The sequence below is a fragment of the Rathayibacter sp. VKM Ac-2759 genome, from assembly GCF_009834225.1.
In the GTDB taxonomy this organism is placed as follows: Bacteria; Actinomycetota; Actinomycetes; order Actinomycetales; family Microbacteriaceae; genus Rathayibacter.
This window is the reverse complement of record NZ_CP047176.1, coordinates 3,207,775-3,223,233: the sequence shown is the minus strand read 5'-3', so window position 1 is coordinate 3,223,233 and position 15,459 is coordinate 3,207,775. Positions and strand designations below refer to the sequence as shown.

The following is a 15,459-nucleotide window of genomic DNA, read 5'->3' as shown; positions in this document are numbered from 1 at the left end:
CTGAAAGGACCTCCGACGATGACGTCTGCCCCCGCCCCCTGGTTCACCCACGACCGCTTCGGCATGTTCGTGCACTGGGGCCTGTACGCCCTGCCCGCCCGGCACGAGTGGGTGATGAACTACGAGAAGACGCCGACGGCCGAGTACGAGCGCTACGCCGCCTACTTCGACCCCGACCTCTACGACCCGAGGGCCTGGGCGCGCGCCGCCCGCGAGGCCGGGATGCGCTACGTGGTCCTCACCACCAAGCACCACGAGGGCTTCTGCCTCTGGGACTCGAAGCTCACCGACTACACGGCGGTGCACACGCCCGCCGCCCGCGACCTCGTCCGCGAGTTCGTCGACGCGGTCCGCGCCGAGGGCCTCCGGGTCGGCTTCTACCACTCGCTGCTCGACTGGCATCACCCCGACTTCACCATCGACGGCCGCCACCCGCGGCGCGACGACACCGCCGAGGAGATCGCCGCGCTCGACGAGGGGCGCGACATGGCGCGGTACCGCGAGTACCTGCACGGCCAGATCCGCGAGCTGCTCACCGACTACGGCCGCATCGACTACCTCTTCTACGACTTCTCGTACGCGAACGACCACCACCACCCCGTCTGGGGCGGCAAGGGCGCCGACGACTGGGGGTCGCAGGAGCTCATGGCGCTGACCCGCGAGCTGCAGCCCGGGATCGTCGTGAACGACCGGCTCGAGATCCCCGGCGACATCGTCACTCCCGAGCAGTACCAGCCCGACAGGCCGATGGAGGTCGACGGGGTGCCGGTGGCGTGGGAGGCGTGCCAGACGATCAACGGCAGCTGGGGCTACTTCCGCGACAACCACAACCACAAGGCACCCGAGCTGATGATCCGGATGCTGATCGACGGCGTCTCGAAGAACGGCAACATGCTGCTCAACGTCGGCCCGAACGGCCGCGGCGAGCTCGACCCGGTGGCGCTGGGCACCCTCTCGGCGTTCGGCGAGTGGATGCACCTGCATGCGCGGTCGATCCGCGGAGCCGGCGCGGCGGAGTTCACGCCGCCGGTCGATGCCCGGTACACCCAGCGCGGCGACCGGCTCTACCTGCACCTGTTCGCGTGGCCGTTCGAGCACGTGCACCTGCCGGGGCTCGCCGGACGCGTGGCGTACGCGCAGCTGCTGAACGACGCCTCCGAGATCCCGTTCCGCGAGATCGCGCCCGACGTCAAGCCGCTCACCACGGGCGTCGGCGGTCAGGCTCCCGGGACGCTCACGCTCACGCTGCCGGTGGTCCGGCCCGACGTCGCGGTGCCGGTCGTCGAGCTGTTCCTGCAGTGACGGGAGCCGGAGTGCCGCTCGTCCCGTCGCCTCAGCGGGCCTCGGGGTGGGCGGCCATGAAGTCCTCGACCTCGATCAGGTGCACCGACATCGCGAGCCGCGCGCGGTCGGGGTCGCCGGAGGCGAGCGCGCGCACGATGTCGTGGTGCTCGCGGTGGGTGCGGGGCACGACGCCCTGCTCGGTGAGGCTGCGCCAGGTGCGGGCCCGCACGGTGCGGCTCGCGAAGGCCTCGATCAGGGCCTCGAGCGCGGAGTTGCCGGCCGCGCGGGCGATCAGGCGGTGGAACCGGATGTCGACGTCCATGATCTCGCCGTGGTGCCCCTCGACGGGGGCGTCGACGATGCCGGCGATCGACTCGAGCAGCTCCTCGGCCTCGCTGATCTGCTCCGGAGTGATCCGCAGGGTCGCCCGCGCGGCGGCCTCCACCTCGAGCAGCCGGCGCACCGACGCGAGGTTCGCCGCCTCGTCGGGTGCCTGCAGATCGACGAGGAAGCCCAGCGGAGCGAGCAGCAGCGAGGCGTCGAGCGAGGTCACGTACGTGCCGTCGCCCTGCCGGCTCTCGAGCACGCCCATCATCGCGAGCGCCCGCACGCCCTCGCGCAGGGGGCTCCGCGAGACGCCCAGCAGCGCGGCGAGGTCCTTCTCGATCGGCAGCCGCGACCCGGGCTTCAGCTCGCCGCTGATGATCATCGCCTTGATCTCGTCGACCACCACGTCGGTCTGCGACCGCGAGGACGGCGGTCGCGTGTCGCTCCGGCGTGCAGGAGCGGTGCTTCCGGGCTCGACCGGTCCGCGGTCCGTCGCGCTCTCGTCGGTCGCGCCGCTGTCGTCCATCGCACCCCCGTCGTCCATCCCGCCACTGTAACGGCGCATCCGCGCCGCACCACCGATCGAGGAGCCCTCGTGAACCATCCCCCGACCACGCCCGAGCACGCCGTCGTCCAGAGACTCGGACCGCGGGGCGCGGAGGTGCCCGTGCTGTCCGTCGGAGGCGTCGCCTTCGACCTCCGGCCGGTCCTCTCCGACGTCTCGCCCGCGGCCCTGCGCGAGAGGACCCTCGACGACGCGCTCGCCGCGCACGCCGCGGGCCGGCTCTCCCCGCTCGAGGGGGCGGCGGACCTCCGGGTCGGCGCTCCGCTGGCGGCGCCCGGCAAGATCGTCTGCATCGGCCTCAACTACCGCGACCACGCGGCCGAGACGGGTGCCGAGCTGCCCGCCGAGCCGGTCGTCTTCATGAAGGACCCGTCGACGATCGGCGGCCCCTCCGATCCGGTGCTCATCCCCGTCGGCTCGACGAAGACCGACTGGGAGGTCGAACTCGGCGTCGTGATCGGGCGGACCGCCCGCTACCTCGACTCGCCCGACGACGCCCTCGCCCACGTCGCCGGCTACGTGCTGTCGCACGACGTCTCCGAGCGCGAGTTCCAGCTCGAGCGCGGCGGCCAGTGGGACAAGGGCAAGAGCTGCGAGACGTTCAACCCGCTCGGTCCGTGGATCCTCCCCGCCGCGTCCGTGCCCGATCCGCAGGACCTGCGGCTGCGTCTGTCCGTCGATGGAGTCGCGCGGCAGGACGGCACGACCGCCTCGATGGTCTTCCCGGTCGCGCACCTGATCTGGTACCTCAGCCGGTTCATGGTGCTGCACCCCGGCGACCTCATCAACACCGGCACCCCGGCCGGAGTCGCTCTCGGGCTCCCCGGCACTCCCTACCTGCGGGCGGGAGCCGTCGTCGAGCTGTCGATCGACGGCCTCGGAGTCGCGCGGCACGCGTTCGAGCAGGCGACGGCGTGAGCGCCGACGAGTTCGCCGGTCTCGTCGCGGCCGTGACGGGCGGCGCCTCCGGGATCGGGCTGGCCACCGCCCTCGAGCTCGCGCGGCGGGGAGCGAGGGTGATCGTGCTCGACCGCGCCGTCGACGACCTGCCCGCGGGGCTCACCGGGATCCGCTGCGACGTCGCCGACGACTCCGCCGTCACCGCGGCCTTCGACGAGATCACCCGGACGACGGGAGCGCTCGACGTCCTGGTCAACAACGCGGGCATCAGCGCGGTCGGCACGGTCGAGCAGAACGACTCGGACGAGTGGCGGCGCGTGCTCGAGGTGAACGTGATCGGCATCGCGCGGGTCAGCGCCGCCGCCCTGCCGCTGCTGCGCCGCTCCTCGGCGGCCTCGATCGTCAACCTCTGCTCGATCGCGGCCTTCAACGGCCTGCCGCAGCGCGCCCTCTACTCGGCCAGCAAGGGCGCGGTGTGGGGGCTGACCCTCGCGATGGCGACCGATCACGTGCGCGAGGGCGTCCGCGTCAACTGCGTCAGCCCCGGCACGGTCGACACCCCGTTCGTCGCCCGGATGCTCGAGCGCTTCGACGACCCGGTCGCCGAGCGCCGCGCCCTCGACGCCCGGCAGGCCACCGGCCGGATGGTGTCGCCCCAGGAGGTGGCGCTCGCCGTCGCCTACCTCTCCAGTCCCGCCTCCGGATCCACGACCGGCACCTCGCTGTCGGTCGACGGCGGAGTCACGACCCTGCGCGTCCGCCCGCGGTGACCCCGCGCCGGCCACCGACCATCCTCGACACCGAAGGACCTGCCATGACCGCCACCCCTGCTCTCGACCCGTTCCCGCACCGCACGGTGCACCTCGACTTCCACACCGGCCCCGATGTGGAGGGCGTCGGAGCCGCCTTCGACCCGGACGCCTTCGCCCGCACCTTCGTCGAGGCCGGCGTCGACAGCGTCACCGTCTTCGCCAAGTGCCACCACGGACGCCTCTACTTCGGCACCGCCGACGGCTCCGACTCCGACACCGGGCGCCCCGAGCGGCACCCGGGCCTCGCCGGCGACCTCGACCTGCTCGCTCAGCAGGTCGACGCGCTGCACGCGGTGGGCATCCGCGCCCCGATCTACCTCAGCGTGCAGTGCGACGAGTACGCCGCCGACCTGCACCCGGAGTGGATCGCCCTCGACGAGACGGGGCGGCAGGTGAAGTTCGGTGCCGGTCTGCCCTACGAGGCGGGCTGGCAGATCCTCGACATGTCGAGCCCTTTCCAGGACTTCCTCGTCGAGCAGGTGCAGGCGGTCATCGACCGGTTCGCGCCGCTGGACGGCCTGTTCCTCGACATGTGCTGGGACCAGCCGAGCTCCTCCGTCTGGGCGAAGGAGGGCATGGCCGAGGACGGCCTCGACCCGGCCGACGCCGGCGACCGCGCGGAGTACGCGCGCCGCGTCGCCCACGCCTACATGGGCCGCTTCCGCGACCTGGTCGAGCCGCACCTCGCCACCGACGTCGCCTCGGGCGTCTGGTTCAACAGCCGTCCCAAGACCGCGCTCGCCGAGGAGTCGGGCTTCGTCCGGCACATCGAGATCGAGGCGCTGCCCTCCGGTGGCTGGGGCTACAGCTACTTCCCCTACGTCTCGCGCTTCGTGCGCCCGCTCGACAAGCCCACGCTCAGCCACACCGGCCGCTTCTACAAGAGCTGGGGCGACAACGGCGGCCTCAAGCCGCGCGCCGCGCTGCTGTACGAGTGCTCGCAGATCCTCGCGCAGGGCATGACCGGCGGAGTCGGCGACCTCCTGCACCCCTCGGGGGCGCTCAACCCGGTGACCTACGAGCTCATCGGCTCGGTCTACTCGCACATCCTGGCGTCCGAGCCGTTCGTGCGCGGAGGCGTGCCGCAGGCCGACATCGCGGTGATCGTCGATCCCGCGCTGGGCGACGACCCGGGAGCCTCCGGCTTCGGCGTCGTCCGCGCGCTGCAGCAGCTGCGCCAGCAGTTCGTGCTCGTGCCGCCCGGAGCCGACCTCGGCAGCGCCGCGCTCGTCGTCGTGCCCGAGACCACCCTGATCGACGAGGCGCTCGCCGCCGTGCTGCGCGAGCGGATCGCCGGCGGGGGAGCGGTGTTCGTCAGCCGCGGCGCCCGCTCGGGGACAGCGGGGCTCGAGTCGCTCGAGATCCCGGGGCTCGGCCTCGAGGGTCCGTCGCCGTTCAGCCACGTGTTCCTCCGGCCGCGCGACGGCGTTGCCGGCACGCACGGCTTCGACCACGTGCAGTACGAGCCGTCGCTCCGGATGCGGGCCGAGGCGCCCGCGGAGTCGCTGGTCGATGTGGTCGAGCCGCTCTTCGAGCGCACCTGGGACCACTTCAGCGGCCACGAGTACACCCCGCCGCGGCGCGAGGTCTCGCCCTGGTCGGCGCTCGCGGTGAGCGGATCCGTCGCCGTGTCGTCGACGGCGGCGTTCGAGACCTTCGGCGCCCACGGCGCGCCGGCGTTCCGCGACCTCGTGCGGGCGGTGCTCGACCGGCTGCTGCCCGAGCCGCTCGTGCGCGCGGGCGGGCCGGTGCACCTCGAGACCACCGTGGTCGAGACGGAGGAGGCGGTCGTGGTGCACCTGCTGAGCTTCGTCGCCGCCCGCGTGGCCACCGCGACGGCAGCGCACGGCCCCGGCCAGCTCGGGCTCGACGTCGTCGAGGACGCGTTCCCGCTGGTCGACGTGCCGGTCTCGCTCCGCCTCCCCGCCCGCCCGAGCGCGGTGCACCTGCAGCCCGAGGGCCGCGAGCTCGAGGTCGACTGGTCCGACGGCTACGCCACCGTCCGCGTCTCGACGACCGACGGCCACGCCCTGCTGGTGGCCACCCGCTGACGGCGCAGGTCAGCCCGGCGCCCGCAGGGCGTCGAGCACGAGGGTGAGCGCCGGGTTCGCGCGGCTCGAGCGCCGCCAGGCCGCGCTGACGACCCGCCGCGAGACCGGGTCGACGGCGGGGACGGCGACCACCGCCTCCGGGAGCGGCTCGCGACCCAGCCGCGGCACCAGGGCGACCGCCGCCCCCGCCTCGACGAGCGAGATGTGGGTGCTGAAGTCCTCGTCGTAGTAGGCGATGTCGGGCTGGCGCCCGGTGCCGGCGAAGGTGCGCAGCAGCCACGCGTGGCAGATCGCGCCCGCGGGGATGCTCACCCAGGTCTCGTCGGCGAGCCGGCTCGGCGCGATCTCGGCGAGGCCGGCGAGCGGATGCGAGCGGTGCAGCAGCACGTCGGCCCGATCCTCCAGGAGCGTCTCGGTCTCGATCGACGGCGGCAGGTCGAGCGACAGCCCCGGCCAGTCGTGCAGGATCGCGAGTTCGGCGGCGCCGCGTTCGAGCCGGCCCGACGCCTCCCACGGGTCGAGCTCGTCGAGGGTCAGCCGGAGGCGCGGTGCGCGCCGGCGGATCCCGGCCAGCGCCGGCACCAGCAGCCCCCGCATCGCGGTCGAGAACGCGACGATCCGCAGCGTGCCGGTGACGTCCTCCGCGGGGGTCGCTCCGAGGTGCTCGAGCGCCTCGAGCTCGGCCAGCAGCCGTTCGCCGCGACCCGCCAGCGAGCGGCCGTGCTCGGTGAGGAACACGGTGCGCCCCGACCGCTCGGCGACCGGTGCGCCCGACTGGCGCTCGAGCCGCTTGAGCTGCTGCGAGACGGCGGACGGAGTGAAGCCCAGGGCCTGCGCGGCCGCCGCGATCGTGCCGCAGTCGCGCACCGCGATCAGGGCGCGCAGGGCCGACGGCTCGATCATGCAGCAACGCTACCGGGTCGGCGGTAGGAGCCTGAGCTGGTGCTGTCGGGTCGCCTGCGCGAGGCTCGACGCATGACCCGCCGGCACAGCCTCCTCGCCCTCCTCGTCGTCGTGCTCTGGGGGCTGAACTTCGTCGTCATCGACGTCGGCCTCGCGGATGTGCCGCCGCTGCTGTTCCTCGCGCTGCGGTTCGCGGTGGTCGCGATCCCCGCGGTGTTCTTCGTCGAGCGTCCCGAGGCGCCGTGGCGGACCGTCGCGATGATCGGCGCGTTCATGAGCTTCGGCCAGTTCGCGCTGCTCTACCTCGCGCTCGCCCTCGGGATGCCCGCCGGTCTCGCCTCCCTCGTCGTCCAGGCGCAGATCGTGTTCACGGTGCTGATCGCCGCCGTCGTGCTGCGCGAGCGGCCGACGCCCCGGCAGCTCGTGGGCGTGGGAGTCGGAGTGGCGGGACTCGTCGTCGTCGCCGTCTCGCACGGGGCGGTCGCTCCGTGGCTGCCGTTCGTCGTCTGCCTCGGCGGGGCGCTCTCGTGGGCGATCGGCAACGTGCTGACCCGCCGCGCGAAGGGCGCCTCCGGGCTCTCGCTCGTGGTCTGGTCGGCGCTGGTCGTGCCGGTGCCGGCGCTGCTGCTCTCGCTCGTCGTCGACGGCGGTCCGGCGATCGCGAGCGCCCTGCAGGGGCTCTCGCTGATGGCCGTGCTGAGCACGCTGTACACCGCGGTGTTCGCCTCCCTGATCGGCTACGGCATCTGGAACTCGCTGCTCGCCCGGTACCCGGCCGCCTCGGTCGTGCCGTTCACCCTGCTGGTCCCCGTGGTGGGCGTGCTCTCGGCATGGCTGCTCCTCGGCGAGGCCCCCTCCGCGGGCGAGCTGATCGGAGGCGCGGTGATGGTCACCGGCCTCGCCGTCGCCACCCTGCGCCGCCGCCGGGCTGTCCGGGAGCCCGCTCCGGCGTAGGGTGTGCCGCATGTGCGGACGCTTCGCGATGGACTCCGAGACCGATGAGCTGATCCGCGAGTTCGTCGCGGCGGGCGGCAGGGCCGCCGACTGGGCGCCCGACTTCAGCGTCGCTCCCACCGACTCGGCGCCGATCGTGCGCGAGCGCCTGCACGACGATGCGGTCGAGCGCGAGATCGAGCTCGCCTCGTGGGGCTTCACGCCCTCGTGGTCGAAGGGGAAGGGCCCGTCGCCGATCAACGCCCGCCTCGAGACGGTCGCGTCGAACGGCCTCTTCCGCGGGGCCTTCGCCAAGCAGCGGGCGATCGTGCCGATGCGCGGCTACTACGAGTGGGAGGCGCGGGAGGACGGCAAGCAGCCGTTCTTCCTCCACGGCGACGAGCCGATTCTCGCGGCGGCCGGCCTCTACACGGCGCGCAAGACGGGCGACGAGTGGCAGGTCTCGTTCACGATCATCACCCGCGAGGCGCGCGACGCGTCGGGCGACGTGCACGACCGGATGCCGGTCTTCCTCACGCCGGACGTCCGCGACGAGTGGCTGAACCCCGCCCCGCTCGCGTCGACGGAGGAGATGCTCGCGACCCTCGACCGGGTCTCGGTCGCCGTCGCCGCCACGATCACCGCGTACCCCGTCGACCGCCGGGTCAACAACTCCCGCACGGTCGACCGGCACGACCCGTCGCTGCTGACGCCGCTCGCCCCGTAGGAACGAGCCCCCTCGGCGGACGCCCTACTTGGTGCCGGCGTGCCCGGGGAAGGGGCGGCCGTTCAACGACACCTCGTCGGGGTCGACCTCGACGGTGCCCACGTCGTCTGGTCCGCCGGTTCCGGGCACCGTGGTGACGTCGGCCGAGCCCGACGTCTCGGTCCGGCTCGTCGTCGGATCCTGGTCCTGCCTGGCCTCGGTCTCGCGCTCGCTGCCCGGAGACTCGGCGCGGTCCTTCTGCACCTGCTCGCTGCTCGTCGAGGTGGCGGGGGCCGCCCCGTCGGGAGCGCCGATCGTCGAACCCTGGTCTGCGTCGTCCATTAGTCGTCACCCTTCGTCGGAGCCTTCCACGCTACGGGCGGTCCCGACCCCGGGCACCCGCTTGACAGCTCCGCCAGCCCCCACCCGAGCACTGCACCCCGAACGGAGGACGTACTACCCTGGGTCGGACATCGCACGCCGGGGGCGCGCCAGACGTCCGCACCCGCGCGAGGAGGAACCGTGGCATCCCATCGAACGGGCGAGACCCGTGTGGTCGGCACCACCGTCGGCGATCGCTACACGATCGAGGAGCTGATCGGCAAGGGCGGCATGGCGACCGTCTACCGCGCTCGCGACGAGATCCTCGGCCGCTCGGTCGCGCTCAAGATGTTCGCGCCGGGCATCGACGACGCACAGGATCTGCAGCGCAAGTCCTCCGAGATCCGCCTCCTCGCCGCGCTCAACCACCCCGCGCTCGTCACCCTCTACGACGCCGACGACGGCGGCGACGACACCGGCGGCCAGGCCTACATGGTGATGGAGCTCGCCGAGGGGCCGAGTCTGGCCGAGCGTCTCGCCTCGGGCCCGGTCGCGCCCAACGACGTCGCGTCGATGGCCGCCGATCTCGGCGAGGCCCTGCACACCGTCCACGCGGCCGGAGTCGTGCACCGCGACGTCAAGCCGTCGAACGTCCTCCTCGTCCCGAGCCCGCTCACGAGCCGCGAGTTCCGGCCCAAGCTCGCCGACTTCGGCATCGCGTACCTGATCGACGCGACCCGCATCACCTCGCCCGGCACGCTGATCGGCACCGCCGCCTACCTCAGCCCCGAGCAGGCGCACGGCGATCCGCTGACCTCGGCGAGCGACATCTACTCCCTCGGCCTGGTGCTGCTCGAGTCGCTGACCGGGCGCCGCCCGTTCACGGGCTCGGCCATCGAGGTCACGATGGCGCGGCTGCTCCGCGACCCCGAGGTCTCGGAGTCGCTCGGCGGCGGCTGGACCGCGCTCCTGAACGCGATGACCCACCGCGAGCCGGAGGAGCGCCCGACCGCGATCGAGGTCGCCGAGTCGGCGCGCAAGCTGATCGATCCGCGACGCGACGGTCCGCCGACCGCGATCATCGTCCCGGACGTCGCGCGGGAGCCGGTCGGCCCGCCGACCGAGCGGATGGCGGCGACCGAGCTGCTCACCGAGGCGACACGGGCCACGGAGGCGATCCCCGCGACCGAGCTGCTCCCCGCGGCGACCGCGGTGCAGCCGGCGGCCGGTCCCGCGCCGGCACCGGCGGCGGTGTCCGCCCCGACCCGGTCGGTCCAGCGCCGCCGCGGTCCGAACCCGTGGCTCCTGGTCCTGATGCTCGCGCTGGTCGCGATCGCGGTCGGGCTCGCGGTCGTGTGGCTCGGAGGCGACCAGCAGACCCCGCTGCCCGCCGTCGACGGCGATCTCGGCGACCATCTGCAGCGCCTGCGCGAGAGCATCCGCTCGTGAGCCGCCTCCGCGCCGGGATCGTGCTGGCCGCCGCCCTCGTGCTGTCCGGCTGCTCCGCCTCCGACCCCGCCATCGACGACTCCACTGCGCAGACGCTCGACGACGCGGTCGTGGCGGTGGCCGAGCGTGCATCGGCCGACGACTACGCCGGTGCCCTCACCCAGCTCGACGCGCTGCAGGCGGCGCTCGACGCGGCCCTCGCGGCCGACGGAGTGACCGCCGATCGCGCCGCCGCGATCCAGATCGAGGTCGACACCGTGCGCGCCGACCTCGCCGCCCTGGTCGCCGAGGCGCCCGCTCCTGTCGAGACTCCGTCCGAGGATCCCTCGCCCGAGGAGGAGACCCCCGTCGAGGAGACCCCGGTCGAGGAGGCCCCGGCCGAGGAGACGCCCGTCGAGGAGGAGCCCGAGGAGGAGTCTCCCGCTCCCGTCGAGACGCCCGAGGAGCCCGAGCCGAGTCCGGAGGAGCCGGCACCCGTCGAGGAGGAGCCGGCGCCCGCCGAGACGGCGCCCGCAGCGGTCAGCCCGGGGAACAGCGGCACCAGCAACGGGAACAACGGCAACGGCAACAGCGGAAACGGCAACGGGAACGGCAACAACGGGAACGGGAACGGCAACGGAGGCGGCAGGGGCTGATCCCGTCGCCGCGCCCGCGAGTCAGTCGCGGGTGGCGATGACCGCGAAGGAGGCGTCGAGGTCGACGTCCACGTCGGTCCCGTCCTCGCGGGTCACCTCGACGTCGTAGGCGTGGTCGGCGTCGTCGCTGCGCTCCGCCTCCGTCACGGTGCCGCCGCCGACCGCCGCGAGCGCGGCCTCGCCGGCGCGAGCGAGCTCGTCGCCCACCAGGTCGTCCGGGTCGACCGCCGGCGAGCCGGCCGCATCGGTCGAGGTGCTCCCCGCCGCACGGTCGTCGTCCGCGTCGACGACGATCACGCCGAAGGAGTCGTCGAGCCGCACGTCGTACTCGATCCCGTCGTCGCCGCGCAGCTCGAGCTCGTAGCCGGTGCCGCCGTCGTCGTCGCGCTCGGCCGAGGTCACGGTGCCGCCGCCGATCTCGGCGATCGCGGCCTCGCTCGCGCGGTCCAGGTCGGAGCCGGTCAGCCGGTCCGATCCCTCGAAGCCGTCCGTCGCCGCGTAGGCGATCCCCGTGCCCGCGCCGACCAGCACGATCACTCCGGCGATCCCCGCGATGATCTTCGTCTTCTTCTGCATGATCCGCTCCGTCTCCGGCGCCGCTCGTCGACGCCGCGCCCACTCTCGCCCGCCTCCGCTGAAGCCCCCCTGAAGCGCCGCGCGCACCTCCGGCTCGCGGAGATCCGTTCGGCTCGCAGAATCGGCACGTCCTCGCGAGCCGAAACCGATTCGACGAGCCGAAACTGCCCGTCCACCCACCTCCGGCTCGCGGAGACCCGTTCGGCTCGCAGATTCCGGCTGATTCCACGAGCCGAGCGCGATTCGACGAGCCGGAGCTGCCCACCGCCACCTTCGGCTCGCGGAATCCGTTCGGCTCGCAGAATCGGCCGAATATCGCGAGCCGAACTCGATTCGACGAGCCGAACGTGCAGCCGCGCGTCTGGTCAGCGTTCGCGCGGCACCCGCAGCGTCACCCGCGCGCCCCCGAGCGGAGATGTGCCGACCTCGACCGAGCCGCCGTGCGCCGCCGCGATCTCGGCCACGATCGCGAGCCCCAGCCCCGATCCTCCGGCGTCGCGCGCCCGCCCCTCGTCGAGCCGCACGAACCGCTCCAGCACCCGCGCGCGCTCCTCGGCGGGGATCCCCGGCCCGTCGTCGTCCACCGCGAGCACCGCCCAGGACCCCTCGGCGCGCGTCGCCACCGCCAGCCGCGAGTGCCGGTGCCGCACGGCGTTGTCGATCAGGTTCCGCAGCGCCCGCCCGAGCAGCGCCTCGTCGGCCACCGCCTGCACCGGCGAGACGCCGCCCGCGTCGATCGCGACCCCGGAGTCGCGCAGCCGCCGCACCTCGCCGAGCGCCAGGTCGTCGAGGTCGACCGGTGCGGCGACCACGGCCAGCCGCGCCTCGTCGGCGCGCGCGAGCAGCAGCAGCCCCTCGATCAGCCCGCCCATCCGCACCGACTCCTCGGCCACCGTGGCGGCGAGCCGAGCGGAGTCGAGCCTGTCCGGGTGCGCGAGCGCCACCTCCGCGGTCTGGCGCAGCGCCGCCACCGGCGACCGCAGCTCGTGCGACGCGTCCGACACGAACCTCCGCTGCCGCGACTGCGCGCTCTCGAGCCGCTCGAGCATCCGGTTGAGCGTCTGCGCCAGGCGGTCGATCTCGTCGCCCGATCCGGGCTCGGCCACGCGGCGGTCGAGGGCGGAGGCGGTGACCGCGTCGGCCTCCGCGCGCATCCGGTCCACGGGGCGCAGCGCCCGCCCGACGACCACCGCGCAGACGACGGCGACGAAGAGCACGAGCAGCGGGACCGCCACCGCCAGAAGCGCGCTCGTCGTCGCGATCGCCTCCGCCCGGCCCTCGTCGGGGACGCCGACGACCACGAGAGAGCCGTCGTCGAGCTCCTGCGTGGCCACGACGACCGGGTCCTCGTCCTCGGGGGTGGCGGTGAACGGCTCGTCCACCTCCTCGGTCGCGAGCGGTGGCAGGTCGTCGGCGTCCTGGCCGGCCGCCACCACCCGCCCGTCGACCACCAGCTGCACCACGCCCTCCGACGAGCGCACCGCGTCGGCGCCGCCGCTCTCGACGAGCGCGCCGATCCGCTCCGCCTCGGCCTCGGCCGACGTCGCCGCGCTCGTCGCGAGCACGGACGAGAGCACGAGCACGAACGCCACCCCGCCGAGCACCGCCGCGAGGGCGACCACGGCGGTGGCCGCGAGCACGATCCTGGTGCGCAGCGACCGCCTCCTCACGGCGCCACCAGCGAGTAGCCCGCGCCGCGCTGCGTGCGGATGGTGTCGACGCCGAACGGCCGGTCGATCTTGTTGCGGAGGGTCCGGATGTAGACCTCGACGATGTTGGGGTCGCCGTCGAAGTCGAAGTCCCAGACGGCTCCGAGCACGTCCCGCTTCGAGACGACGTCGCCGGCGCGGGAGACCAGGTACTCGAGCACGCTGAACTCCCGCGCGGTGAGCGCGATCGCCACCCCGCCCCGCTCGACGCGCCGCGCGGCCGGGTCGAGCACGAGGTCGCCCACGACCTGCACGGTCGGGCGCTCGGCGGCGCCGCGGCGGATCAGCGCGCGCAGCCGTGCCACGAGCACGGGGAACGAGAACGGCTTGGTGAGGTAGTCGTCGGCGCCGGTGTCGAGAGCCTCGACCTGGTCGAGGTCGCCGTCCTTCGCGGTCAGCATCAGGATCGGCGTCCAGTCCTCGGCGGCGCGGAGCCGCTCGCACACCCGGAACCCGCTGACGTCGGGCAGCATCAGGTCGAGCACGATCGCGGAGTAGTCGGCCTCGCTCGCGAGCCAGAGCGCGTCGGTGCCGGTCGTCGCGGTGTCGACGGCGAAGCCCTCGGCCTCGAGCCCGGTCTCGAGCGCGCGCAGCAGGTTGATCTCGTCGTCGACGACCAGGATGCGGATGGCGGCCTCCCGAGGCTCGGCCCGCGCGCCCCGCGCGGCTCGGCCCAGGCTAGCGGCGCTCCCGCTGAAGCCCGCCTGAAGCCGCGGACCCCCGCTGTTCGCGCGAGTGCGCTAGGAACGGGGCATGACCGATCTGCAGCGCCGCCTCGGCACCGGCGACGCCGTCTTCATCGGGCTCGGCTCGATGCTGGGTGCCGGGCTCTTCTCCGCTTTCGCCCCGGCGGCCGCCGCGGCGGGCCCGTGGCTGCTCGTCGGCCTGGCGCTCGCGGCGCTCGTCGCCGGGGCCAACGCCTCCTCCTCGGCGCAGCTCGCCGCGCAGCACCCCCGCTCGGGCGGCACCTATGTCTACGGCCGCGAGCACCTCGGCGAGTGGCCCGGATTCCTCGCCGGCTGGGGCTTCGTCGTCGGCAAGACGGCCAGCTGCGCAGCGATGGCGCTGACCTTCGCGGCCTACGCGGCGCCTCCGGGGTGGGAGCGGCCGCTCGCGGCGCTCGCCGTCGCCGCCCTGGTCGGGGTGAACGCGCTCGGAGTCACGCGGACCGCGCTCGCGACGCGGATCATCGTGTCGATCGTCCTGGTGGTGCTCGCGATCGCGGTCGCCGCGTCCGTCGCGGGCGGCGCGACCCCGGCGCTCGCGCAGCCGGTGGCGTTCGACGCCTACGGCGTGCTGCAGTCGGCCGGTCTGCTCTTCTTCGCGTTCGCCGGCTACGCCCGCCTCGCGACGATGGGGGAGGAGGTGCGCGATCCGTCCCGCACCATCCCGCGGGCGATCCTCGGCGCGCTCGCGCTCGCGGTGCTGGTCTACGCGGTGATCGGCTCGGCGCTGCTCATCGCGCTCGGCCCCGAGGGGCTGGCGGAGTCGACCGAACCGCTCGTGGAGGCGACGGCGGCCTGGCCGTGGGTCGCGCCGGTCGTGCGCGCGGGCGCCGCGGCGGCGAGCCTCGGCGCCCTGCTCGCGCTGATCGCGGGGATCGGGCGCACCGCTCTCGCGATGGCGCGCGAGGGCGACCTCCCGAGACCTCTCGCGCACGTCGATCCGGTGCGCAGCGTCCCGCGCCGCGCCGAGGTCGCTCTGGGCGTCGTCGTCATCGCGCTGGTGCTCACCGTCGACCTGCGCTCGGCGATCGGCTTCTCGTCGTTCGGGGTCCTGCTCTACTACCTGGTCGCGAATCTCTCGGCGCTCCGGCAGGAGCCGCCGTTCCGCCGCTACCCGCGCTCCGTGCCGGTCGCCGGGGCGATCGGCTGCGTGGTCCTCGTGGCCACGCTGCCGATCGGCTCGATCCTCGGAGGTGTCGCCGTCTTCGCGATCGGAGCGGCCTACCGCCTCCTGCGCACCCGCCCGAGGCGGGCGGGCGCGTAGGGGATCACTCGTCGCGGTCGGTGTACTCGCCCTCCACGTCGGAGTCGGCGCCCGCCGTGTCGGTGTCGACGTAGCTGCCCTTCACCGAGCTGTCCTCCTCGTGCGCGGAGGTGTCGATGTAGCTGCCCTGCTCCTCGCTCGCGGTGTGCGAGACGCCGTCGGTCGAGGTGTACTCGCCGTCGGGAGTCTCGGTCGTGTGGGTGGTGTCGGTGGTCCCGTCAGCGAGGTGGCGGCCGCGGCGGGCGGCGCTGTCGGTCTCGGGGGTCTCGTCGTCGTGTGCCATGGGGGTCCTCGCTTCG

The 15,459-nt window shown here is 73.8% G+C and carries 16 protein-coding genes; 9 read left to right on the top strand and 7 right to left on the bottom strand.

Going from position 1 to position 15,459, the window contains the following annotated elements; translation table 11 throughout:
- The first annotated feature begins 18 nt into the window (after positions 1–18).
- A complete protein-coding gene (locus GSU68_RS15065) occupies positions 19–1,302 on the top strand; it encodes an alpha-L-fucosidase (protein ID WP_159909488.1) in 1,284 nt (427 codons plus the stop codon).
- Positions 1,303–1,333: 31 nt separating this feature from the next.
- Here the strand turns inward: GSU68_RS15065 and GSU68_RS15060 are convergent, their stop codons facing one another.
- Entirely contained in the window at positions 1,334–2,155 is an 822-nt protein-coding gene (locus GSU68_RS15060; protein WP_244259299.1) for a FadR/GntR family transcriptional regulator, read from the bottom strand.
- A 51-nt stretch (positions 2,156–2,206) separates the two neighbouring features.
- Between GSU68_RS15060 and GSU68_RS15055 the strand changes: the two genes are divergently transcribed.
- Genes GSU68_RS15055 through GSU68_RS15045 form a run of 3 tightly spaced genes read left to right on the top strand, consistent with a single transcriptional unit; the run spans position 2,207 to position 5,939 of the window.
- Entirely contained in the window at positions 2,207–3,094 is an 888-nt protein-coding gene (locus tag GSU68_RS15055) for a fumarylacetoacetate hydrolase family protein (RefSeq protein WP_159909487.1), read from the top strand.
- A complete protein-coding gene (locus tag GSU68_RS15050) occupies positions 3,091–3,846 on the top strand; it encodes an SDR family oxidoreductase (RefSeq protein WP_159909486.1) in 756 nt (251 codons plus the stop codon). The genes GSU68_RS15055 and GSU68_RS15050 overlap by 4 nt, the downstream gene beginning before the upstream one ends.
- Positions 3,847–3,890: 44 nt before the next feature.
- Positions 3,891–5,939: an alpha-amylase family protein gene (locus tag GSU68_RS15045; protein WP_159909485.1), complete on the top strand. Its 2,049-nt coding sequence runs from the start codon at positions 3,891–3,893 to the stop codon at positions 5,937–5,939.
- Between the two features lie 9 nt (positions 5,940–5,948).
- Here the strand turns inward: GSU68_RS15045 and GSU68_RS15040 are convergent, their stop codons facing one another.
- Positions 5,949–6,842, bottom strand: coding sequence for a LysR family transcriptional regulator (locus GSU68_RS15040; protein ID WP_159909484.1), 894 nt, complete (start codon positions 6,840–6,842; stop codon positions 5,949–5,951).
- A 72-nt stretch (positions 6,843–6,914) separates the two neighbouring features.
- Between GSU68_RS15040 and GSU68_RS15035 the strand changes: the two genes are divergently transcribed.
- Together GSU68_RS15035 and GSU68_RS15030 are read left to right on the top strand one after the other, a co-directional pair.
- Positions 6,915–7,796, top strand: coding sequence for an EamA family transporter (locus GSU68_RS15035; RefSeq protein ID WP_159909483.1), 882 nt, complete (start codon positions 6,915–6,917; stop codon positions 7,794–7,796).
- Positions 7,797–7,806: 10 nt separating this feature from the next.
- Positions 7,807–8,502: an SOS response-associated peptidase gene (locus GSU68_RS15030; protein WP_159909482.1), complete on the top strand. Its 696-nt coding sequence runs from the start codon at positions 7,807–7,809 to the stop codon at positions 8,500–8,502.
- A 24-nt stretch (positions 8,503–8,526) separates the two neighbouring features.
- Here the strand turns inward: GSU68_RS15030 and GSU68_RS15025 are convergent, their stop codons facing one another.
- Positions 8,527–8,823: a hypothetical protein gene (locus GSU68_RS15025; protein ID WP_159909481.1), complete on the bottom strand. Its 297-nt coding sequence runs from the start codon at positions 8,821–8,823 to the stop codon at positions 8,527–8,529.
- Between the two features lie 180 nt (positions 8,824–9,003).
- Here GSU68_RS15025 and GSU68_RS15020 point away from each other — a divergent pair, with 180 nt between their 5' ends.
- On the top strand, positions 9,004–10,251 hold the full coding sequence (locus GSU68_RS15020) for a serine/threonine-protein kinase (protein WP_159909480.1): 1,248 nt from the start codon (positions 9,004–9,006) through the stop codon (positions 10,249–10,251).
- Positions 10,248–10,886 carry a hypothetical protein gene (locus GSU68_RS15015; protein ID WP_159909479.1) on the top strand — a complete coding sequence of 213 codons (639 nt, stop codon included), beginning with the start codon at positions 10,248–10,250 and terminating at the stop codon, positions 10,884–10,886. The genes GSU68_RS15020 and GSU68_RS15015 overlap by 4 nt, the downstream gene beginning before the upstream one ends.
- Before the next feature lie 21 nt (positions 10,887–10,907).
- Here the strand turns inward: GSU68_RS15015 and GSU68_RS15010 are convergent, their stop codons facing one another.
- The 3 genes from GSU68_RS15010 to GSU68_RS15000 all read right to left on the bottom strand — a co-directional run bounded on the left by GSU68_RS15010 (position 10,908) and on the right by GSU68_RS15000 (position 13,800).
- Positions 10,908–11,462, bottom strand: coding sequence for a PepSY domain-containing protein (locus GSU68_RS15010; RefSeq protein ID WP_159909478.1), 555 nt, complete (start codon positions 11,460–11,462; stop codon positions 10,908–10,910).
- 365 nt (positions 11,463–11,827) lie between these two features.
- Entirely contained in the window at positions 11,828–13,132 is a 1,305-nt protein-coding gene (locus GSU68_RS15005; protein WP_159909477.1) for an ATP-binding protein, read from the bottom strand.
- Positions 13,129–13,800 (bottom strand): response regulator transcription factor, encoded by a 672-nt coding sequence (locus tag GSU68_RS15000; protein WP_159910327.1) that lies wholly within the window; start codon positions 13,798–13,800, stop codon positions 13,129–13,131. The genes GSU68_RS15005 and GSU68_RS15000 overlap by 4 nt, the downstream gene beginning before the upstream one ends.
- A 124-nt stretch (positions 13,801–13,924) precedes the next feature.
- Here GSU68_RS15000 and GSU68_RS14995 point away from each other — a divergent pair, with 124 nt between their 5' ends.
- A complete protein-coding gene (locus GSU68_RS14995; RefSeq protein WP_159909476.1) occupies positions 13,925–15,160 on the top strand; it encodes an APC family permease in 1,236 nt (411 codons plus the stop codon).
- Positions 15,161–15,164: 4 nt separating this feature from the next.
- On the opposite strand, the gene GSU68_RS14990 is transcribed toward GSU68_RS14995, so the two are convergent.
- Positions 15,165–15,443 (bottom strand): hypothetical protein, encoded by a 279-nt coding sequence (locus GSU68_RS14990; protein WP_159909475.1) that lies wholly within the window; start codon positions 15,441–15,443, stop codon positions 15,165–15,167.
- Between the last annotated feature and the right edge of the window lie 16 nt (positions 15,444–15,459).